This window comes from uncultured Microbacterium sp. (genome assembly GCF_947632095.1).
Classification (GTDB): Bacteria; Actinomycetota; Actinomycetes; order Actinomycetales; family Microbacteriaceae; genus Microbacterium.
In genome coordinates this window covers 46,596-67,791 of the sequence record NZ_CANROA010000001.1, presented here as the reverse complement: position 1 = coordinate 67,791, position 21,196 = coordinate 46,596, and the positions used below count along the sequence as shown (strand labels likewise).

Below are 21,196 nucleotides of genomic sequence, written 5' to 3'. Positions count from 1 at the left end.
GCATGCCCGAGCGTGAGACACCCGATCACGACCCGAACAGCCTGTCCGACGATCTCTTCGCGAATTTGCCGGAGCCGTCGCATCAGGTGCCGTCCGTGGATTCGACGCCGCCCCCGCCCGGATCCCGGCGGGCGCGTCGGGAGGCCGCGGCCGCGTCGCCGCGTCAGAACACCGATGCGCCGACGACTCCCGTGAGCGCGCCGATGGCCGATGAACCGCCGATCGGGCAGGGTTCGCCGGTGGCGCCTGCGGCGGAGGGCATCGCCGTGAGCGCCACCCCGGAGCCGACCCCGGCTCCGATCGTGGGCTCGAGTCTCGACGACCTGTTCGTGGCGGAGACGTCGCACGAGGATCGAGCGCCCCGCAAGAAGAAGCGACGCGTCGGATGCTTCGTCACCCTCGGCATCCTCCTGGTTCTGATCGGCGGTGCGGTTTACGGCGGCATCTGGGTCATGAACACCTATGGCGACCAGATCGACGAGCTCATGGGGTGGGGGGAGCCCACCGATTACGAGCCCGGCCAGGCGACGGGCGAGGCGACCATCACGATCCGCGAGGGCGACACCGGCTCGCCGGTCTCCACGGCCCTCTACGAGGCGGGAGTCACCAAGACCGACCGCGTGTTCTACAACTACCTCGTTTCCGAGAACATCGAGGCGCCCTTCTATCCGGGCGTCTACAGCCTGCAGAAGCAGATGACGGCCGCCGCGGCGTTGGAGGCGCTGAGCGATCCCGCGAACCGCATGGAGAACACCGTCTCCATCGCCGAGGGCGGCACGGTATCGTCGGCTCTGAACGCGATCAGCGAGAGCATCGGCATCCCGAGCGCAGATCTGGATGCGGCCGTTGCTGACCCCCGAGCGTACGGCGTCGACACCGACCGTCTCGATGGCTGGTTGTTCCCCGCCGTGTACACCTTCGATCCGGAGGTGACCGCGAGCGAGGTCATCCAGCGCATGGTGGATCGCACACGGGAGGCGCTCAGCGCCGCCGGTGTCCAGGCCGGCGATGAGAACCGCATCCTCACGATCGCCTCGATCGTTCAGCGCGAGGGGCACACCGCGGACTTCGATAAGGTCTCGCGCGTGATCGCGAACCGCCTCGATCCGTCCAACGATCAGACGCACGGGCTTCTGCAGATGGACTCGACGGCACAGTTCGGCTACGGGCTGACGCATGAAGGACCTGTCGCTTCCTGGCCGTGGGACGAGGTCGTGGGCGATGAGAACCCCTGGAACACCTATGTGCACGCTGGTCTTCCCGTCTCGCCGATCTCGAACCCCAGCGAGGCCGCGATCCAGGCAGCGCAGAGCCCTGCCGATGGCCCCTGGTTCTACTTCGTCACTGTGAATCTCGACACCGGTGAGACCGTGTTCTCGGCCACCTATGCCGAGCAGCAGGCCGCCGAGGCCCAGTATCGCAAGTGGTGCGAGGAGAACCCCGACGGCGGTTGCTACTGATGGCGGCAGATGGGCGCACGCGGCTGGAGGTCTGGGGCGATCCGATCGCTCACAGCAAGTCGCCGCTCCTGCACGAGGCCGCCTATCGCGTCCTCGGACTCGATTGGTCCTACGAACGCCGCCAGGTGGATGCCGCGGGATTCGACGCAGCGTTCACCGGCTTGGACGCCAGCTGGCGCGGGCTCTCCACGACGATGCCGCTCAAGGAATCGGCTCACCGGGTCGCCGACCGGCTCGACCGTCACGCGCAGTTGACCGGCGCCGTCAACACGCTGGTCCTCGGCGTCGGCATCGCCGGCTACAACACCGATGTCGGCGGCATCATCGACGCCTTCGCCGGCGCGGATGTCACCGGCATCCGCTCAGCCCGGGTGCTGGGCGCCGGAGCGACCGCTGCCTCGGCCGTGGTCGCCGCAGCCGAGATGGGCGCCCGGCAGGTCGAGGTGCGGGCGCGCCGCCCCGAGCGCGCGGGCGCGCTCATGACCCTCGGATCCGCGCTCGGGATCGATGTCGACGTGACGGTCTTCGAGACGTCCGCCGCACCCGTCGATGCGACGATCGCGACGCTGCCCAGCGGAACGGTCCTGGACGAGACCGTCGCCGGTCCGCTCGCCGCAGACGGGGGAGTGCTCCTCGATGCGGCCTACGCTCCGTGGCCATCGGCGCTCGCGAGCTCCTGGGAGGCGTTCACCGTCATCTCCGGCCTGGAGATGCTTCTGGGGCAGGCCGTGCGCCAGGTGCGCGCATTCGTGAACGGCGATCCGCTCGCGGTTCTCGATGACGAGGATGCCGTCCGCACGGCTATGCGGGCCGCGCTGGGCTGATGCGTCCGTCATGCGGCAAGCAGCCGGGCAAACGCATGCCACACTAGAGACATGCTCCGCGTGCTGACGGCCGGCGAATCGCACGGCCCCGAACTCATTGCCGTCATGGAGGGATTGCCGTCCGGCGTCCCGATCTCCTCCGAGGCGATCCAGGCCGACCTCGCCCGCCGTAAACTCGGCTATGGGCGCGGTTCGCGCATGAAGTTCGAACAGGACCAGCTCTCCATCTCCGGCGGCGTACGCCACGGCAAGAGCCTCGGCAGCCCCATCGCTCTGCGTGTGGGCAACACCGAGTGGCCGAAGTGGATCGAGGTCATGAACCCCGAGCCCGTCGAGCTGACAGACATGTCCCGCGGTCGGTCCGCGCCGCTGACACGCCCTCGTCCCGGGCACGCGGATCTCGTCGGCATGCAGAAGTACGACTTCGACGAGGCTCGCCCGATCCTCGAGCGCGCGAGCGCGCGGGAGACCGCGGCCCGCGTGGCGCTCGGCGCCGTCGCCCGCTCGTTCCTCGGTGAGCTCGGCATCCGTCTGGTCAGCCACACCCTGTCGATCGGCCCGGTTCAGGTCCCCGAGGGAGCCGAGCTCCCCGGCCCCGACGACGTCGCGGCACTGGATGCTGATCCGCTGCGCTGCTTCGACGCCGCCACCAGCGAGCGCATGGTCGCCGAGGTCGATGCCGCGCGCAAGGACGGCGACACGCTCGGCGGCATCGTCGAGGTTCTCGCCTACGGCCTGCCCCCGGGACTCGGATCCCACGTGCACTGGGACCGCCGTCTCGACGCGCGCCTGGCGCAGGCTCTCATGAGCATTCAGGCCATCAAGGGCGTCGAGGTCGGCGACGGCTTCGAGACGACCCGCCGACGCGGCTCCGCCGCGCACGACGAACTCTTCGCCGCGGATGCGGGCATCACCCGTTCCAGCGATCGGGCCGGCGGAACCGAGGGCGGCATGTCCACGGGCACCGTTCTGCGCGTGCGCGCCGGTATGAAGCCGATCGCCACGGTGCCGCGCGCACTGCGCACCATCGACGTCGCCACCGGCGACGCGGCCACGGCCCACCACCAGCGATCCGACGTCTGCGCAGTGCCCGCAGCCGGTGTCGTCGCCGAGGCCATGGTCGCCGTCGAACTCGCCCGGGCCGTGCTCGAGAAGTTCGGCGGCGACAGCGTCAAGGAGACTCGCCGCAACCTCGAGAGCTACCTCGCCGCCATTCCGGCGGAGCTGCGCACTGCGCCCGCCTCGGAAGCGGCGCTGATCGCCCACGATGAGCAGTCCTGACCCGCTGACGACCGTGCTCGTCGGCCCGATGGGCGCGGGCAAGACCAGCGTGGGCCGACAGGTCGCCAAGCGCCTGGGCATCGCGTTCATCGACACCGATAAGAGGATCACGGCCGAGCACGGCCCGATTCCCGAGATTTTCACGAGTCAGGGAGAAAGACGCTTCCGCGAGATCGAGGCGCAGATCGTCGCCGCGGCTCTCGAGGAAGAAGGCGTGATCTCGGTCGGCGGGGGAGCAGTCACCTCGGAGACCACCCGGGAACTGCTGCACCGGCATCCGGTCGTGTTCCTCGCCGTCACGGCGGAAGCCGTTTCCACACGCATCCGAGCCGGAGGCCGTCCGCTCCTCGAAGCGGAGGATCCACTGGCCCGCTGGTCCGAGATCTACCAGCAGCGTCTGAGCTGGTACGAAGACGTCTCGGACATCACATTCGACACCTCGAGGCGTCCGATGCAGCGCATCGCCGACGACATCGCGGCTTGGAGGAGAGAACAGGCATGAGCACCACCACAATCAGCGTGACCGGACAGGCGTCCTACGACATCACCGTCGGCCGCGGCATCCTCGACAGCGTTTCGACGGCACTGGACCCCGCCGTGCGCAAGGTCCTCATCGTGCACCCGCCCACGCTCGGCGCACGCGCCGCAGAACTGCGCGAGCGTCTGCTCAGCGACACGAGCAACGGACCGCGCGAAGTCCTCATGGCGGAGATCCCGGATGCCGAGCAGGGCAAGCGCATCGAAGTCGCCGCCTTCTGCTGGCAGATTCTGGGCCAGTCCGACTTCACCCGCACGGATGCCGTGATCGGGTACGGCGGCGGGTCTGTGACGGATGTCGCCGGATTCGTGGCCGCCACCTGGCTGCGCGGCATCCAGGTCATCCAGGTTCCCACCACTGTCCTGGGCCTCGTCGACGCCTCCGTCGGCGGCAAGACCGGAGTGAACACGGCGGAGGGCAAGAACCTCGTCGGCGCGTTCTGGGCTCCGCGCGCCGTGATCGGCGACCTCGATGAGCTGGGAAGCCTCAGCGCGCACGAGGCCGCCGCCGGCTACGCCGAGGTCGTCAAGGCCGGGTTCATCTGGGCCCCCGAGATCCTCGACATCATCGAGACGGACCCTGCGTCGGCCGTGGACACCGCCAGTGACGGATTCCGGCGCTCGGTAGAACTCGCGATCGAGATGAAGGCGCGCGTCGTCTCGGAGGACTTCCGCGAAGCCGGTCAGCGCGAGATCCTCAACTATGGCCACACGCTCGGTCACGCCATCGAGCACGCCGAGCGCTACCGCTGGCGCCACGGCGCTGCGATCTCGATCGGCATGATGTACGCCGCGGAGCTGTCGCGCCTCGCCGGGCGGCTCTCGGACACCGCGGTCGACCGTCACCGCTCCGTGCTCGAGTCGCTGGGTCTGCCGACCACCTACCGCGCCGGCGCATGGCCCCAGCTGCTGGCGACCATGCAGCGCGATAAGAAGTCGCGCGGCGGGATGCTCCGCTTCATCGTCCTCGACGACATCGCGAAGCCGACCGTTCTGCAGGCCCCCGACGAGTCGCTCCTGTTCGCCGCCTACCAGGAGATCGGGGCGTGAGCGCACCCCGCCGGCTGCTCCTCGTCAACGGACCGAACCTCAATCTGCTCGGCACCCGACAGCCGGAGATCTACGGAACCGCGACGCTCGCGGACGTCGAGCGCATCGCCGGCGAGGCCGCCGCCGAGACGGACTTCGAGGTCCGCACCATCCAGAGCAACCACGAGGGCGTCCTAATCGACGCGATCCACGCGGCGCGCGCGGACTGCGCGGGCATCGTGATCAACCCCGGTGGGCTGACCCACACCTCGGTCGCGTTGCGTGACGCCCTCACCGGAGTCTCCCTCCCGTTCGCGGAGATCCACATCTCGGATGTCAACGCGCGCGAGGAGTTCCGCCGCTTCTCGTACCTGCACGACGTCGCGGCCGTTCGCGTGATCGGCGAGGGCGTCGAGGGCTATCGGAGCGCAGTGCGTCAGCTCTCAGCGCTGATCGCGTAGAATCGACTGTCGGCCGCACTTTCGTCACGCTCAGTGAGCGGCCTCTACCTCACGGAAACGGAACTCAGAACGCATGGCATCCACCGCAGACATCAAGAACGGCGTCGTCCTCAACCTGGACGGACAGCTCTGGACCGTCGTCGAGTTCCAGCACGTCAAGCCGGGCAAGGGCGGCGCATTCGTGCGCACCAAGCTGAAGAACGTCGTCTCGGGCAAGACGAACGACAAGACCTTCAACGCCGGCGCCAAGGTCGATATCGAGAACGTCGACCGTCGCGACTTCACCTACCTGTACGCCGATGGCGACGGCTTCGTGTTCATGGACACCACCGACTACGACCAGATCACTCTGAGCGATGTCGTCGTGGGCGACGCCAAGAACTTCCTGCTCGAGAACCAGCAGGTGACCATCGCCCTGAACAACGGCAACCCGCTCTACATCGACCTGCCGGCATCCGTGATCCTCGAGGTCACCTACTCGGAGCCGGGTCTGCAGGGCGACCGCTCCTCGGCCGGCACCAAGCCCGCCACGGTCGAGACCGGTTACGAGATGCAGGTTCCGCTGTTCGTCGAGACCGGCACGAAGATCAAGGTCGACACCCGCACGGGCGAGTACCTCGGTCGCGAGAAGTAAGACGTGGGAGCTCGAACGAAGGCGCGCAAGCGCGCCCTCGACATCCTCTTCTCGGCGGATGTCCGTGGCGAGTCGATCGCGACGATCGTCGCGGCCGAGGCCAAGCGAGCGGCGAGCGAGCCGGCCCGCGAGGCATCCTGGATGTACGCCCGCGAGATCGTCGACGGCATCAGCGACCACGGCGAGGAGATCGATGAGCAGATCGTGACGCACAGTCGCGACTGGCGCATTGAGCGCATGCCCACGGTGGACCGCGCCCTGCTGCGCATCGGCGTCTGGGAACTGCTGCACAACAGCGAGGTCCCCACGGCCGTCGCGATCGACGAGGCCGTGGAACTCGCGAAGGAGTTCTCCACCGACGACTCCGGCGCTTTCGTGCACGGTGTCCTCGCCCGCGTCGCCCGGGCCAACTGATCGGAGCGCTGTCCGACCCCTGTAGGAGGATGTGACCGTGGTCGCTCCTCTCATCTCGGATTCCGCCCTCGCTCGCCTCGCTGATCGAGGAACCATCGAGCGGGGGCGTTCCGTGTTCTCCGGCGGAAAGGTCATCCAGCGGGAGTGGGACGCGGAGACCCGGGTGATGACCGCCGGGGTCAACGGGGCGCACGGGGAGCTCTACCGGGCCTGGGCGCACGTCGACGGCGATGGCGATGCTCTGATCGGAACGTCGTGCTCCTGCCCCGCGCAGTTCGCGTGCGAGCACATCGTCGCGATGGTGCTGCACAGCAACGACCATCGTCAGCGAGGCCGACGCCCCGAACCCGTGGATGCCCCGAGTCGTCCATCCACGAACTGGCGCACGTTGATGGATGCTTCGGTCGGTGATGCTGTGCCGGTTCCACTCGCGCTCGGGCTGGAGATCCGGCACCGTGATTCCATCCGGGAACGCCCCTGGGGTCCGCGTCCCGTGCGGTCGGCAACGACCCGCGATGTCGCGGTGGCTCGAGGCGAGCTGCTCCTGGGAATGCGGCCGCTGATCCGAAGCGAGTCCACCGGCAAGTGGGTTCAGGGCGACATCGGCTGGGATTCCGTGCGGCGATCCCCGCAGCGGTTCGGTGCGGGGATCGCCCGCTGGTTCACGGATCTGCTCAGCATCTCCCGAGATTCGCTCCTGTCGGGCACGGCGGGGGACTGGCTCCTGCTCGACCACGTCGAGTCCCCGTTGCTGTGGCCTCACCTCCGGCACGGCGAAAGCCGCGGCATCCCGGTCGTTACGGCCCAGAAGGGTTTCTCCTTCTCTCTGGCCGATTCCGCGTCGTTCGCCGCCGAGGTTGCGCGCGCAGACGACGGCTCCCTCACCCTGCGCCCGGAGGTCATGGTCGATGACCGGTCCTTCACTCCTGCCCAGGCGCGCCCGATCGGCCATACGGGCGTCTACACCCTGCTTCCGGTCGGCGCTCGCGTCGAGGTGCGGCTCGCCGAGCTCCCGCTCGCCTCATCAGCCCACGCGCTGCTCACAGCCGGCGAGGATGTCGCGGTTCCCGCCGCGGACGAAGCGGAGTTCCTCTCTGGTCTGTACCCGCAGCTTGCCCGGCGGGTCGAGGTGCGCGCCCTCGGTGCGCTGACTCTTCCTGCGCTGCCGGTCCCCGTTCCCACCCTCTGCGTGACGCATCATCCCGGTGACACGGTCCGCTACCGCTTCGAGTGGACATATCGCGGGCACGGCCGGTTCCCCTTCGCTGCCACGACGGCACCGATCCGCGATGCGATCGCAGAGGAGCATGCGCTTTCCGACCTCCAGCAGAGCTGGCAGCGCATCGTCGGTGCGCCCTTCGCCGTGTCCGGCGCGTATCACGACGTGGCCGCCGCTGAATTCGTCACCCATCTCGTACCGCGCTTGGAGGAGCACGGCGTCGCCGTCGTCGTCAGCGGGCGTGTGAAGAGCTACCGGGAGCTCAGCGGCGAGCCCGAGATCACGGTCTCGACGCTTGAGACCACGGATCGTGATTGGTTCGATCTCGGCGTCATCGTCACGATCGACGGTAAGAAGATCCCCTTCACCCCGCTCTTCACCGCCCTCGCGCAACGGCGCACCAAGCTGCTCCTCGTCGACGGCAGCTACTTCTCGCTCGCACATCCCGCTCTCGACGCGCTACGCGAGCTGATCGATGAGGCGGCCGACCTCGCCGAATGGGAGACGGGTGCCCGGATCAACCGCTCCCAGGTGGCGCTCTGGGAAGACTTCGAGGACCTCGCCGATACGGCTCTCCCCGCGACGAGCTGGCGGCGGACGGCAGAGGCGCTCCGCCAGTCCTCCGGGGTCCCGGCGACTCCGGTTCCCCCTGGTATTCGAGCCGAGCTCCGCCCCTATCAGCAGACCGGTTTCGAATGGCTCGCCTTCCTCTGGCGTCACCGGCTCGGTGGAATCCTCGCCGACGATATGGGGCTCGGCAAGACCCTGCAGCTGCTGACGTTGATCCTGCATGCCCGCGAGTCGGGCGAAACCCGCCCCTTCCTCGTCGTCGCTCCGACGTCGGTGCTGTCGATGTGGCAGCAGGAAGCCGCGCGCTTCGCGCCGTCCCTGCGGGTGCGGGTCCTCGATACGACGGCGCTCACGCGCGGTCAGTCGGTCGCGGATGCTGCGGAATCAGCCAACGTCATCGTCACTTCCTATACGCTCGTGCGGCTCGATGAGCAGGAGTGCACGGCTGTGGAGTGGGCCGGACTCATCCTCGACGAAGCGCAGTTCGTCAAAAACGCGCAATCGCAGCAGCACCGTGCCGTGGCGTCATTGCGCGCGGATGCCGTTTTCGCGGTGACCGGCACGCCGCTGGAGAACAGCCTCGGCGATCTGTGGGCACTCCTGAAGCTCACAGCTCCCGGGCTCTTCCCCTCCGCCCGCCGCTTCCGCCAGGAGTACATCCAACCGATCGAGCAGGGCAAGGTCGCCGAGAACGCCGAGGGGAGCACGTTCCGCCGTCACCGGCTGGAGAGACTGCGCCGTCGCATCCGCCCCCTCGTTCTGCGCCGCACCAAGGAACTCGTCGCAGCGGACCTGCCCGTCAAGCAGGAGCAGGTCGTCCTGGTCGAACTCGCCCCGGCTCACCGTGCGATCTATGACACGGTCCTGCAGCGCGAACGCCAGAAGGTGCTCGGCCTCCTGAAGGATTTGGACAAGAACCGCTTCATCGTGTTCCGCTCGCTGACGATGCTGAGGATGCTCGCTCTCGCCCCGGGACTCATCGAGCCCGATGACGCGACGATCGCCTCCCGCAAGCTCGAGACGCTCGTGGAGCGCGTGCACGAGCTTCATCAGGAGCGTCACCGGGCTCTGGTCTTCAGCCAGTTCACCTCGTTCCTGCAGATGGCCGCGCGCAGACTCGAAACCGCCGGCATCCCGTACCTCTACCTCGACGGATCGACGCGCGATCGGCGCGAGGTCATCGAGGAGTTCCGATCGGGGGAGCAGCCCGTGTTCCTCATCAGCCTCAAGGCCGGCGGTTTCGGGCTGACCCTGACCGAGGCGGACTACGTGTTCATGCTGGATCCGTGGTGGAACCCCGCGGCCGAGGCCCAAGCCATCGATCGCACCCACCGCATCGGGCAGGACAAGCCCGTCTTCGTCTACCGGATGATCGCCGCCGACACGATCGAGGAGAAGGTGCTCGCTCTGCAGCAGCGCAAGGCGCGCCTTTTCTCCGCGGTCATCGACGACGACGAGCTCTTCGCGCAGACGCTGACCGCGGATGACATCCGCGGACTGTTGTAGGAATATCTCCGGCTCTACGCCGACAGGCGCTCATCTGCGCACGGGTAGAATCATCAGGTCCACACCAGGAGGAAATGCAATGCGGATCACGGGACTCGGCCACGCCGGGATGTTCATCGAGACCACAGGCGGCAACATCATCTGCGACCCGGTTCTCGGGCCCTCCTTCTTCGGCTCGTGGTTCCCGTTCCCGGACAACCGCGGTCTCGACTGGGAGAAGTTCGGCCGAGAGGCCGATTTCCTGTACATCTCCCACCGTCACCGCGACCACTTCGACACGAAGCTGCTCGAGCGCTATATCCGCAAGGACATCGAGGTCCTGCTGCCGGAGTACCCGACGGATGAGCTCGAGCAGGACATCCGTGCGCTCGGCTACACGAACATCACCTATGCCCCCGCGGGCGAGGTGATCATGCGCGGCGACACGAAGATCATGATCACGCCGCTGCGCGCGCCCAGCGACGGGCCGATCGGCGATTCGTCGCTCAGCGTCGACGACGGCACCGCCTCGGTTCTGAACCAGAACGACTCGCACCCGCTCGACCTCGAGGCGCTGCTGGGCTTCGGCAAGCCCGACGCCTACTTCACGCAGGTCTCCGGTGCGATCTGGTGGCCGATGGTCTACGACCTGCCGCAGGACGCGAAGCAGAACTTCGCCCGGCTCAAGCGCGAGGCCCAGAACAAGCGCGCCATGTTCTACATCGAGAAGGTCGACGCGCCGCACGTGTTCCCGATGGCGGGTCCGCCCATGTTCCTGCGCGACGAGCTTTTCCGCTACAACGGACTCGGCCAGGAGAACGACTCGATCTTCACGGATCAGAAGCAGTTCCTCGCCCACATGAAGGAGCTCGCCCCGCAGTACGACGGACAGCTCTTCATTCCAGGCACCGTCGTGACGCTCGCCGACAAGGACGTCGTCTCGATCGAGCAGACGCTGTACACGCAGGCCGAGATCGATCACATCTTCGATGAGAAGTGGGACTACCTCGAGTCGCAGCGCGCCAGCCGCCAGCAGGAGATCCGCGACGAGGAGGCCTCGCGCGCCGAGATCCTCCCGCCTGCGGAGATGCTCGCCGCCATCAAGGCATGGTGGGAGCCGCTGATGAAGAAGTCCCGGACGATCCGTCTCGGCGTCGGCGGATGCGTGCGCTTCCGCATCGGCGAGCTCGACATGGTCGTGGACTTCCCGAAGGCGAAGGTGCGCGAGTACGCGGGGGAGGAGTGCATCTACTGGTACACGATCCCCGCCGACCTCGTCTCGACCAATATCCGCGACCACGAAATCGACTGGTCGAACTCGATCTTCCTGTCGATGGAGTTCTCCGTCGGCCGCAGCGGCAAGTTCAACGAATTCCTGACGACGTTCCTCAAGTGCCTCTCGGTCGACCGCATCGAGTACGTCGAGAACTGGTACTCGGAGCAGACCGACCAGACCGAGGACGCCCAGATCGGCGACTGGGTCGTCCAGCGCCGCTGCCCGCACCTGCGCGCAGACCTCACGAAGACCGGCAAGGTCGACGAGGACGGCATCCTCACTTGCAGCATGCACGACTGGAAGTGGGATCTGAAGACCGGCAAGTGCCTGAGCACGTCCGGTCATGAGATCCGCGCCGAGCGCTGCCCCGTCACGGATGAGGCGCTGAAGCTCGGGTGACCCGGCGAGGCGCACGGGGACGCCGTGCGCCTGAGACGATAGAGTAGACGCATCAGCAACCTTTAACACCGTCCGAGAGGCGGAGAAGGGAGCGGCGGATGAGCACACGAACAGTGCTGCAGCAAGCCGACATTTCACGGGCGTTGACCCGTATCGCCCATGAGATCCTCGAATCGAACAAGGGCGCGGAGGGTCTGGTCCTCCTCGGCATTCCGACCCGCGGCGTCGCTCTCGCGCAACGACTGGCATCGCTGATCTCTGCGATCGCGCAGGTCCCCGTGTCCGTGGGATCGCTCGATGTCACGCTCTTCCGCGATGACCTCGCGCAGCATCCGACGCGTTCGCCGCAACCCACCGACATTCCCGCCGAGGGCATCGAGGGCAAGACCGTCGTCCTCGTCGACGACGTCCTGTTCTCCGGGCGTAGCATCCGCGCCGCGCTCGATGCGATCCAGTCCATCGGACGCCCCGCCGTCGTGCGCCTGGCGATCCTCGTCGACCGCGGACATCGGGAGCTCCCCATCCGTCCTGACTTCGTCGGCAAGAACATCCCCTCCGCCCGCTCCGAGCGCGTCAACGTCCGTCTCGTGGAGAACGACGGCGCCGATGAGGTGACGATCGAAGTATGAGGAATCTGCTCGACACGCAGACGCTGGATCGTGAGACCGCCCTGCGCATCCTCGACGTCGCAGAAGACATGTCCGACACCCAGTCGCGCGAGGTCAAGAAGCTGCCGACGCTTCGCGGCAAGACCGTCGTCAACCTCTTCTTCGAGGACTCCACCCGCACACGCATATCGTTCGAGGCCGCCGCGAAGCGGCTCTCGGCCGATGTGATCAACTTCGCGGCGAAGGGGTCGAGCGTCTCCAAGGGCGAGAGTCTGAAGGACACCGCGCAGACTCTGCAGGCGATGGGCGCGGATGCCGTCGTGATCCGGCACCCGGCCTCCGGCGCACCTCGCACCCTTGCGACGAGCGGTTGGATCTCCGCCGGCGTCGTCAACGCCGGCGACGGCACGCACGAGCACCCCACGCAGGCGCTGCTGGATGCCTTCACGATCCGCAAACGTCGCTTCGGCGCCGATAGCCGCGGCCGCGATCTCTCGGATGTGCATGTCGTGATCGTCGGAGACGTGCTCCATTCCCGCGTCGCCCGTTCGAACGTCTGGCTGCTGAACACGCTCGGCGCACAGGTCACGCTCGTGTCTCCGCCGACGCTCGTTCCGCAGAACGTCTCGACCTGGCCGGTGCGCGTGCTCTACGACCTCGATGAGGCTCTCTCACAGCGGCCCGACGCGGTCATGATGCTGCGGATTCAGCTGGAACGCATGAACGCCGCGTATTTCCCGAGTGAGCGGGAGTATTCCCGGCGCTGGGGACTGGACGCGGTACGCGCAGGGTCCCTTCCGAGCGGTAGCATTGTCTTGCACCCCGGACCGATGAACCGTGGCCTGGAAATCTCTTCCGAAGCCGCCGACTCTCCGCGCTCCACCGTATTGGAGCAGGTCACCAACGGGGTGTCCGTGCGCATGGCTGTGCTCTACCTGCTGCTCGCAGGTGAAAGAAACGACGAACGAGGGGAAGACCAGTGACCGAAACCCTCGTGATCACCGGTGCTGCGATGCTCGGAGCGGAACGCGCCGACATCGTGGTGGAGAACGGAATCATCGCTGAGATCGGCGACGGCCTCAGCCGCGCCGGAGCCCGCGTCATCGACGCCGACGGCCTCGTCGCACTGCCGGGTCTGGTCGACCTGCACACGCACCTGCGCGAGCCCGGATACGAAGCCTCCGAAACCATCCTCACCGGCACTCGTGCCGCAGCCGCCGGCGGCTTCACCGCTGTCTTCGCGATGCCCAACACGTCGCCGGTCGCCGATTCGGCCGGTGTGGTCGAGCAGGAGCTCGCCCTCGGCGAAGCCGCCGGCTACGCCACCGTGCAGCCGATCGGCGCCGTCACGGTCGGCCAGAAGGGTGAGCGCCTCGCAGAGCTCGGTGCGATGGCGACCTCCCGCGCCAAGGTGCGGGTCTTCAGCGATGACGGCTTCTGCGTCTTCGATCCGCTGATCATGCGCCGAGCGCTCGAATACGTGAAGTCCTTCGGCGGAGTCATCGCGCAGCACGCGCAGGATCCCCGACTCACGGAGGGCGCCCAGATGAACGAGGGCGTCGTCTCCGCCGAGCTCGGCCTCGCCGGATGGCCCGCGGTCGCTGAAGAGTCGATCATCGCCCGCGATGTGCTGCTGGCCGAGCACGTCGGCTCGCGTCTGCACGTGTGCCACCTGTCGACAGCTGGCTCGGTCGACATCATCCGCTGGGCGAAGAAGCGGGGGATCAACGTCACCGCCGAAGTCACCCCGCACCACCTGCTCCTCACGGATGAGCTCGTGCGCGGCTATGACGCCCGTTACAAGGTCAACCCCCCGCTGCGCCGCGAAGAAGACGTGCTGGCCGTTCGTGAAGGCCTCGCCGATGGGACCATCGACATCGTCGCCACCGACCACGCCCCGCACCCCAGCGAGGCGAAGGCCTGCGAGTGGCAGGCCGCCGCCAATGGCATGGTCGGCCTCGAGAGTGCTCTGCGCGTCGTGCACCAGTCGATGGTGCAGACCGGCCTGCTCGAGTGGCAGGACGTGGCACGCGTCATGAGCGCCGCGCCCGCGCGCATCGGCATGCTCGATGGTCACGGCACGCCGCTCGAGGCTGGCATGCCCGCACAGATCACTCTCTACGACCCGAACGTCGCCGGCACCTTCACGACGGCCGACCTGCGCGGACGCAGCGAGAACTCGCCCTATCTGGGTCGCGACCTCCCCGGACGCGTCGAATGGACGATCCACCACGGCCGCGTCACCCTCGCAGCCGGCACCGTCGTAGAGGAGCTGAACGCGTGAGCACGCGCGAAATCGCCATTGCCATCACCATCGCAGTAGCCGTCGTGATCCTCATCACGATGCTCCTGTCCTGGCGACGACGACTCCGACGCGACGGGGTGCACACGGCACCCCTCGGCGTGCCGGAGCATGCCGAGGTGCTCTCCCGTCACGAGGTGCTGTACGTCTCGACCACGCGTCACGGCGAGCCGCTCGAGCGCCTGGCCATCCGCCCCTTGGCCTACCGGGCACGGGGCGAGCTGGCGGTCACCGATCGCGGAGCGGCTCTCGCCCTCGATGGATCGCCGACCGTTTTCATCGCCACGGCGAAGATCACCGAGGTCGCGCAGGCGACGGTCACGATCGACCGCGTGGTCGAGCCGGGAGGCCTCGTCCGCCTCTCCTGGAACATCGACGACGACACGATCGTCGATTCCTACCTGCGCGCCGCATCCGGCACGCCCCTCGAACTCATCTCAGATTTGCAGCGGCTCACCCCCGCGAAAGACACAGGAGCACAGTCATGACCACTACGACAGGCTCGACGAACGCCTCCGCCGTTCTCGTCCTCGAGGACGGCACCCGCTACCCCGGCCGCGCATACGGCGCTGAGGGCACCACGCTCGGCGAGGTCGTCTTCACCACCGGTATGAGCGGGTACCAGGAGACGATCACGGATCCCTCCTACGCCGGACAGATCGTCCTGCAGACCGCACCCCACATCGGCAACACCGGTGTCAACGATGAAGACACCGAGTCGGACCGCATCTGGGTCGCCGGCTACATCGTGCGCGACCCTTCGCGCGTCGTGTCGAACTGGCGCGCGCAGTCCTCGCTCGACGAGGTCCTCGTCAGCGACGGCATCGTCGGCATCAGCGGGATCGATACCCGTGCCGTGACCCGCCGGATCCGCTCCGAGGGCTCCATGCGCGGGGGCATCTTCTCCGGCGCGGCGGCCGGCCTCGATGCCGAAGAGCAGCTCCGCCTCGTGCAGGAGGCTCCGCAGATGAGCGGACAGAACCTGTCCGCAGCCGTCTCGGCCGACGTCGCCACCGTGATCACCGCGATCGGCGAACGCCTCGGCAACCTCGCCGTGCTCGACCTCGGCGTCAAGCAGGCGACGCTCGACAACCTCGCCGCACGCGGCTTCGAGGTGCACGTGCTGCCGCAGTCCTCGACGATCGACGACATCCGTGCGATCGACCCTGTCGCGGTCTTCTACTCGAACGGCCCCGGCGACCCCGCGGCGTCCGGCGATCATGTCGCTCTGCTGCGCGAGGTGCTCGACGACGGCCTGCCGTTCTTCGGGATCTGCTTCGGCAACCAGCTGCTCGGCCGTGCTCTCGGATTGGGCACCTACAAGCTGCCCTTCGGCCACCGCGGCATCAACCAGCCGGTTCTCGACAAATCCACGGGCAAGGTCGAGATCACCGCGCACAACCACGGCTTCGCCGTCGAGGCGCCCCTGGAGGGAACCTTCGACAGCCCCAACGGCTACGGCAAGGTCGAGGTCAGCCACATCGGGCTCAACGACAACGTGGTCGAGGGCCTTCGCGCCCTCGACATCCCGGCGTTCTCCGTGCAGTACCACCCCGAGGCCGCTGCCGGCCCGCACGACGCCAACTACCTCTTCGACCGCTTCCGCGATCTCGTCATCGCCACCCAGGGAGACAAGAACTGATGCCCAAGCGCGACGACATCAAGTCCGTCCTCGTCATCGGCTCCGGCCCGATCGTCATCGGTCAGGCCTGCGAGTTCGACTACTCCGGAACGCAGGCGTGCCGCGTTCTGCGCGAGGAGGGCGTGCGCGTCATCCTCGTCAACTCGAACCCGGCGACGATCATGACCGACCCGGACTTCGCCGATGCGACCTACATCGAGCCGATCACCCCCGAGGTCATCGAGACGATCATCGCCAAGGAGAAGCCGGATGCCATCCTGCCGACCCTCGGCGGACAGACCGCTCTCAACGCCGCGATGGCGCTGGACGAGCAGGGCATCCTCGCCAAGTACGACGTGGAGCTCATCGGCGCCAAGGTCGACGCCATCAAGAAGGGCGAGGACCGCCAGATCTTCAAGGAGCTGGTCATCGAGGCCGGCGCCGACGTCGCGGCATCCGTCATCTGCCACTCGATGGACGACCTGATCGCCGGTGCCGAGAAGCTCGGCTACCCGCTCGTCGTGCGTCCCTCGTTCACGATGGGCGGCCTGGGCTCGGGCTTCGCGTACAACGAGCAGGACCTCCGCCGAATCGGCGGCGCAGGACTCCACGACTCGCCCACCAACGAGGTGCTCCTGGAGGAGTCCATCCTCGGTTGGAAGGAGTACGAGCTCGAGCTGATGCGCGACACCGCCGACAACACGGTCGTCGTCTGCTCGATCGAGAACGTCGACCCCGTCGGCGTGCACACCGGCGACTCGATCACGGTCGCACCGGCTCTGACGCTGACCGACCGCGAGTACCAGAAGATGCGCGACATCGGCATCGACATCATCCGCGCCGTGGGCGTGGACACCGGTGGATGCAACATCCAGTTCGCCGTCGACCCGAGCAACGGCCGCATCATCGTCATCGAGATGAACCCGCGCGTCTCGCGCTCGAGCGCCCTGGCTTCGAAGGCCACCGGCTTCCCGATCGCCAAGCTCGCGGCCAAGCTCGCCCTCGGCTACCGCCTCGACGAGATCCCCAACGACATCACGGGTGTGACGCCCGCGAGCTTCGAACCGACGCTCGACTACGTCGTCGTCAAGGTGCCCCGCTTCGCCTTCGAGAAGTTCCCGGCCGCCGACGCCACGCTGACCACGACCATGAAGTCAGTGGGCGAGGCCATGGCCATCGGCCGCAACTACGCCACCGCGCTGCAGAAGGCCCTCCGCTCGCTCGAGAAGCGCGGTTCCAGCTTCCACTGGGGAGAGGAGACGCGTTCGGTCGAGGAGCTGCTCGAGATCTCGAAGACTCCGACCGACGGTCGCATCGTCACCCTGCAGCAGGCGCTGCGCAAGGGCGCGACGGTCGAGCAGGCTTTCGAGGCCACGGCGATGGACCCCTGGTTCCTCGACCAGATCGTGCTGATCAACGAGGTCGCAGAGACCGTCCGCACCGCGGCCGAGCTCGATGCCGACACGATCCGTCACGCCAAGGAGCACGGCTTCTCAGACGCGCAGATCGCCCAGCTCCGCGGCATCACCGAGCCCGAGGTGCGCGGCATCCGTCACGGTCTGGGCCTGCGCCCCGTCTACAAGACCGTCGACACCTGCGCCGGCGAGTTCCCCGCTCTGACGCCGTACCACTACTCGAGCTACGATTTCGAGAGCGAGGTCGCCCCCTCCGACCGCACGAAGGTGGTCATCATCGGATCCGGTCCGAACCGCATCGGTCAAGGTGTCGAGTTCGACTACTCCTGCGTGCACGCGTCGTTCGCGCTGTCGGATGCCGGGTACGAGACCGTCATGGTCAACTGCAACCCGGAGACGGTCTCGACCGACTACGACACCAGCGACCGCCTGTACTTCGAGCCGCTGACGCTCGAGGACGTCCTCGAGGTCCTCGACGCGGAAGCCGCGAGCGGCACGATCCTCGGTGTCGTCTGCCAGCTGGGCGGCCAGACGCCGCTGGGCCTGGCCAAGGGCATCCAGGCTGCCGGTTACACGGTGCTCGGCACGAGCCCCGAGGCGATCGACATCGCCGAGGAGCGAGAGCTCTTCTCGCAGCTGCTCAACAAGGCGGGCCTCGTGGCCCCGCGCCACGGCACCGCGATCGACGCGGATGGCGCGGTCGCGATCGCCGAAGACATCGGGTACCCGGTTCTCGTGCGCCCGAGCTTCGTCCTCGGCGGACGCGGCATGGAGATCGTGTACGACACCCCGAGCCTGCGCGACTACTTCGTGCGCACGGCGGGCGAGGTTATCGTCGGCGAGGGCACCCCGCTGCTCGTCGACCGCTTCCTCGATGACGCGATCGAACTGGACGTCGACGCGCTGTACGACGGCGAGGAGCTCTATATCGGCGGCGTGATGGAGCACCTCGAGGAGGCCGGCATCCACTCCGGCGACTCGAGCTGCACCCTGCCTCCGGTCTCCCTCGGCCGCAGCGACGTCGACCGCGTCCGCGAGGCGACGCTGGCGATCGCCGAGGGCGTGGGCGTTCGGGGTCTGCTGAACGTGCAGTTCGCGGTCAGCGCGGGCGTCCTCTACGTCATCGAGGCAAACCCGCGCGCGAGCCGCACGGTTCCGTTCGTCTCCAAGGCCCTCGGCATTCCGATGGCCAAGGCCGCCAGCCGCATCATGGCCGGCAGCACGATCGCCGAGCTCAAGGCCGAGGGCATGCTTCCGGCATCCGATGGCTCCCGCGTTCCTCTGAACGCGCCCGTCGCCGTCAAGGAGGCCGTGCTCCCGTTCAAGCGCTTCCGCACCGCGGATGGCAAGACCGTCGACTCCGTGCTCGGCCCGGAGATGCGCTCGACCGGTGAGGTCATGGGCATCGACAAGGACTTCCCGACGGCGTTCGCGAAGAGCCAGGCCGCAGCCTATGGCGGGATGCCCACGTCGGGGACCGTGTTCATCTCGGTCGCCGATGCCGACAAGCGCGCTGTGATCCTGCCCGCGCACCGTCTGCAGCAGCACGGATTCGCACTCGTGGCCACTGAGGGCACGGCGGAGATCCTTTCGCGCAACGGCATCGCCGTGACGACAGTCGCGAAGTTCAGCGAGACGCAGGACAGCAACGAGCGCAACATCGTCGACCTCATCAACGCGGGAGAGATCGACATCATCGTCAACACTCCCTCCGGTGGCGCTGCGCGTGCCGATGGCTATGAGATCCGCGCGGCGGCCGTGGCCGCCGACAAGGCCCTGTTCACGACGATCGCCGTTCTCGGCGCTGCCGTGAGCGGTATGGATGCCGCGGATCAGGGCTTCTCGGTCAAGAGCCTGCAGGAGTATGCCCTCGACCGTCAGTCGGCCCTGTGACGGTTCGTTTCGGCGAGCGGGTTCGGTCGGCGCTCGGCGCACAGGGTCCCCTGTGCGTCGGCGTCGACCCGCATGGCGCGCTGCTGGATGCGTGGAATCTTCCGCGCAGCGCGGCGGGTGTTCGGGAGTTCGGTCTGCGGACCGTGGATGCGGCCGCGGGCCGCGTCGGCGTCATCAAGCCGCAGGTGTCGTTCTTCGAGTGCTTCGGCTCGGCCGGCATGGCATCTCTGGAAGACGTGATGCGCGCCGGGCGCGAGGCCGGTCTCATCGTCATCGCGGATGCCAAGCGCGGCGACATCGGCACGACGATGGACGCTTATGCCGAGGCCTGGCTCGCCCCAGGTTCGCCGTTCGAGGCTGATGCTCTGACGGTGAACCCGTATCTCGGCGTCGGTGCTCTCACCGGAGCCTTCGCAGCGGCCGAGGCTCACGGCAAGGGAGTCTTCGTGCTCGCGGCGACGAGCAACCCCGAGGCGCCGACGCTGCAGACGGCGAAGACCGCCACCGGTGAGACCGTCTCGGCATCCGTCATGACGACGGTGTCCGCGTTCAACGCTTCGCACACGCCCGCAGGGGAGTGGGGCAGCCTCGGTTTCGTGATCGGTGCGACGGTCGATGCGGATGCTGCGGGCATCACGTCCGCGAATCCGCCGGCGCCGATCCTCGCTCCCGGCTTCGGCGCGCAGGGTGCCGGACCCGCAGATCTCGTCGCCCGCTTCGGTGCGACCGCACCCACCGTCATCGCTTCGGAGAGCCGCAGCATCCTGTCCGCCGGTCCCGACGGCCTCGCCGTCGCGATCGACACCCGAATCCGTACCTACCGGGAGATCCTCGATGCCTGACCGCAGTGTTCCCGACGTCGACCGCGCCGCGGCCGCTCGTCGTGCCGTCGAACGGCGGCGCGCCCGCGCGTCGCTGAAGCGCGACTTGACGATGCGCGTCGTGTCACCGCAGTCCGTAGCGGAGAAGGCCTTCGCGGATGCGGATTCAGTGGCCGGTTCCATGCGGATCACCGATTTCCTCCTCGCGCTTCCGGCCATCGGCATCGGCAAGCGCGACCGGATCCTGCAGGAGCTGGACATCTCCCCGGTCAAGCGGCTCGGCGGGCTCGGCGTGCGGCAGCGTGCGAGCCTCAGCCAGTGGCTGGATGCCCGCTTCCCGCTCAACGAAGCCCGCGCCGGCCGCAGCCGCCTGCTCGTCCTCGCCGGCCCCACGGCCGTCGGCAAGGGCACCGTGGCGGCGCACATCCGCGCGACCCACCCCGAGATCCACCTCTCGGTGTCGGCGACGACCCGCGCGGCTCGCCCGGGCGAGATCGATGGTGTGCACTACTACTTCGTCGACGATGCGGAATTCGATCGGCTCATCGCCGACGGCGAGCTGCTGGAGTACGCGGTCGTCCACAACCGGGCGCGCTACGGCACACCGAGAGCACCCATCGATGCCGCTCTCGCAGAGGGCAAGACGGTGCTGCTGGAGATCGACCTGCAGGGTTCCCGCCAGGTCCGCGCCTCCGAGCCGTCCGCCACGCTCATCTTCCTGCTTCCGCCGTCCTGGGATGAGTTGGTCGATCGGCTGGTGGGCCGGGGCACGGAGGATGCCGAGGAACGCGCCCGTCGTCTGCGCACCGCGAAGGTCGAACTCGCCGCGCAGAACGAGTTCGATTTCCATATTGTCAACGAGGACGTCGCCGCAGCTGCGCGCGAGGTCGTAGAATTGTCTGAGGCCACTGCGCGCTGAACGCTTTCGCGCGCGTGCCGCATCGACT

17 protein-coding genes and 1 pseudogene are annotated in these 21,196 nt (G+C 67.6%); all 18 read left to right on the top strand.

The window, feature by feature from the left end; all coding sequences use genetic code 11:
• Positions 1-2: 2 nt before the first annotated feature.
• The 18 genes and pseudogenes from mltG to gmk all read left to right on the top strand — a co-directional run bounded on the left by mltG (position 3) and on the right by gmk (position 21,168).
• Positions 3-1,460 (top strand): endolytic transglycosylase MltG, encoded by a 1,458-nt coding sequence (gene mltG / locus Q0Z66_RS00305; protein WP_298036279.1) that lies wholly within the window; start codon positions 3-5, stop codon positions 1,458-1,460.
• Positions 1,460-2,284 (top strand): shikimate dehydrogenase, encoded by an 825-nt coding sequence (locus Q0Z66_RS00300; protein ID WP_298036276.1) that lies wholly within the window; start codon positions 1,460-1,462, stop codon positions 2,282-2,284. The genes mltG and Q0Z66_RS00300 overlap by 1 nt, the downstream gene beginning before the upstream one ends.
• A gap of 51 nt (positions 2,285-2,335) precedes the next feature.
• The gene (gene aroC, locus Q0Z66_RS00295) at positions 2,336-3,565 is read left to right on the top strand and encodes a chorismate synthase (protein WP_298036272.1); all 1,230 of its coding nucleotides are present in this window, start codon (positions 2,336-2,338) and stop codon (positions 3,563-3,565) included.
• Complete coding sequence (locus tag Q0Z66_RS00290; protein ID WP_298036267.1) at positions 3,552-4,067, top strand: shikimate kinase; 516 nt, start codon at positions 3,552-3,554, stop codon at positions 4,065-4,067. The genes aroC and Q0Z66_RS00290 overlap by 14 nt, the downstream gene beginning before the upstream one ends.
• Positions 4,064-5,152 carry a 3-dehydroquinate synthase gene (aroB, locus tag Q0Z66_RS00285; RefSeq protein WP_298036261.1) on the top strand — a complete coding sequence of 363 codons (1,089 nt, stop codon included), beginning with the start codon at positions 4,064-4,066 and terminating at the stop codon, positions 5,150-5,152. The genes Q0Z66_RS00290 and aroB overlap by 4 nt, the downstream gene beginning before the upstream one ends.
• A complete protein-coding gene (locus Q0Z66_RS00280; protein ID WP_298036257.1) occupies positions 5,149-5,592 on the top strand; it encodes a type II 3-dehydroquinate dehydratase in 444 nt (147 codons plus the stop codon). The genes aroB and Q0Z66_RS00280 overlap by 4 nt, the downstream gene beginning before the upstream one ends.
• A gap of 73 nt (positions 5,593-5,665) precedes the next feature.
• Positions 5,666-6,226 carry an elongation factor P gene (gene efp / locus Q0Z66_RS00275; RefSeq protein WP_298036254.1) on the top strand — a complete coding sequence of 187 codons (561 nt, stop codon included), beginning with the start codon at positions 5,666-5,668 and terminating at the stop codon, positions 6,224-6,226.
• 3 nt (positions 6,227-6,229) lie between these two features.
• Positions 6,230-6,640 carry a transcription antitermination factor NusB gene (gene nusB / locus Q0Z66_RS00270; protein ID WP_298036252.1) on the top strand — a complete coding sequence of 137 codons (411 nt, stop codon included), beginning with the start codon at positions 6,230-6,232 and terminating at the stop codon, positions 6,638-6,640.
• Between the two features lie 37 nt (positions 6,641-6,677).
• Positions 6,678-9,935: a DEAD/DEAH box helicase gene (locus tag Q0Z66_RS00265; protein WP_298036249.1), complete on the top strand. Its 3,258-nt coding sequence runs from the start codon at positions 6,678-6,680 to the stop codon at positions 9,933-9,935.
• A 79-nt stretch (positions 9,936-10,014) separates the two neighbouring features.
• Positions 10,015-11,589, top strand: a complete 1,575-nt coding sequence (locus Q0Z66_RS00260; protein WP_298036246.1) for a Rieske 2Fe-2S domain-containing protein — start codon at positions 10,015-10,017, stop codon at positions 11,587-11,589.
• Between the two features lie 92 nt (positions 11,590-11,681).
• Positions 11,682-12,218: pseudogene (gene pyrR / locus Q0Z66_RS00255) on the top strand (bifunctional pyr operon transcriptional regulator/uracil phosphoribosyltransferase PyrR); the annotation flags it as partial.
• Positions 12,215-13,180, top strand: coding sequence for an aspartate carbamoyltransferase catalytic subunit (locus tag Q0Z66_RS00250; RefSeq protein ID WP_298036243.1), 966 nt, complete (start codon positions 12,215-12,217; stop codon positions 13,178-13,180). The pseudogene pyrR and the gene Q0Z66_RS00250, both read left to right, overlap by 4 nt.
• Positions 13,177-14,481 (top strand): dihydroorotase, encoded by a 1,305-nt coding sequence (locus tag Q0Z66_RS00245; RefSeq protein ID WP_298036240.1) that lies wholly within the window; start codon positions 13,177-13,179, stop codon positions 14,479-14,481. Before Q0Z66_RS00250 ends, Q0Z66_RS00245 begins: the two co-directional genes overlap by 4 nt.
• Positions 14,478-14,987: a hypothetical protein gene (locus Q0Z66_RS00240; RefSeq protein WP_298036237.1), complete on the top strand. Its 510-nt coding sequence runs from the start codon at positions 14,478-14,480 to the stop codon at positions 14,985-14,987. The genes Q0Z66_RS00245 and Q0Z66_RS00240 overlap by 4 nt, the downstream gene beginning before the upstream one ends.
• Positions 14,984-16,141 (top strand): glutamine-hydrolyzing carbamoyl-phosphate synthase small subunit, encoded by a 1,158-nt coding sequence (gene carA / locus Q0Z66_RS00235; RefSeq protein WP_298036235.1) that lies wholly within the window; start codon positions 14,984-14,986, stop codon positions 16,139-16,141. The genes Q0Z66_RS00240 and carA overlap by 4 nt, the downstream gene beginning before the upstream one ends.
• On the top strand, positions 16,141-19,428 hold the full coding sequence (gene carB / locus Q0Z66_RS00230; protein ID WP_298036233.1) for a carbamoyl-phosphate synthase large subunit: 3,288 nt from the start codon (positions 16,141-16,143) through the stop codon (positions 19,426-19,428). The genes carA and carB overlap by 1 nt, the downstream gene beginning before the upstream one ends.
• Entirely contained in the window at positions 19,425-20,270 is an 846-nt protein-coding gene (gene pyrF / locus Q0Z66_RS00225) for an orotidine-5'-phosphate decarboxylase (RefSeq protein WP_298036230.1), read from the top strand. Before carB ends, pyrF begins: the two co-directional genes overlap by 4 nt.
• Positions 20,263-21,168, top strand: a complete 906-nt coding sequence (gene gmk / locus Q0Z66_RS00220) for a guanylate kinase (RefSeq protein ID WP_298036228.1) — start codon at positions 20,263-20,265, stop codon at positions 21,166-21,168. The genes pyrF and gmk overlap by 8 nt, the downstream gene beginning before the upstream one ends.
• Positions 21,169-21,196: the final 28 nt, after the last annotated feature.

Bases quoted from the DNA above. Each gene is read 5' to 3' on its own strand.
- mltG (WP_298036279.1), top strand. From the start codon at position 3: ATGCCCGAGCGTGAGACACCCGATCACGACCCGAACAGCCTGTCCGAC.
- Q0Z66_RS00300 (WP_298036276.1), top strand. From the start codon at position 1,460: ATGGCGGCAGATGGGCGCACGCGGCTGGAGGTCTGGGGCGATCCGATC.
- aroC (WP_298036272.1), top strand. From the start codon at position 2,336: ATGCTCCGCGTGCTGACGGCCGGCGAATCGCACGGCCCCGAACTCATT.
- Q0Z66_RS00290 (WP_298036267.1), top strand. From the start codon at position 3,552: ATGAGCAGTCCTGACCCGCTGACGACCGTGCTCGTCGGCCCGATGGGC.
- aroB (WP_298036261.1), top strand. From the start codon at position 4,064: ATGAGCACCACCACAATCAGCGTGACCGGACAGGCGTCCTACGACATC.
- efp (WP_298036254.1), top strand. From the start codon at position 5,666: ATGGCATCCACCGCAGACATCAAGAACGGCGTCGTCCTCAACCTGGAC.
- Q0Z66_RS00260 (WP_298036246.1), top strand. From the start codon at position 10,015: ATGCGGATCACGGGACTCGGCCACGCCGGGATGTTCATCGAGACCACA.
- Q0Z66_RS00250 (WP_298036243.1), top strand. From the start codon at position 12,215: ATGAGGAATCTGCTCGACACGCAGACGCTGGATCGTGAGACCGCCCTG.
- carA (WP_298036235.1), top strand. From the start codon at position 14,984: ATGACCACTACGACAGGCTCGACGAACGCCTCCGCCGTTCTCGTCCTC.
- carB (WP_298036233.1), top strand. From the start codon at position 16,141: ATGCCCAAGCGCGACGACATCAAGTCCGTCCTCGTCATCGGCTCCGGC.
- gmk (WP_298036228.1), top strand. From the start codon at position 20,263: ATGCCTGACCGCAGTGTTCCCGACGTCGACCGCGCCGCGGCCGCTCGT.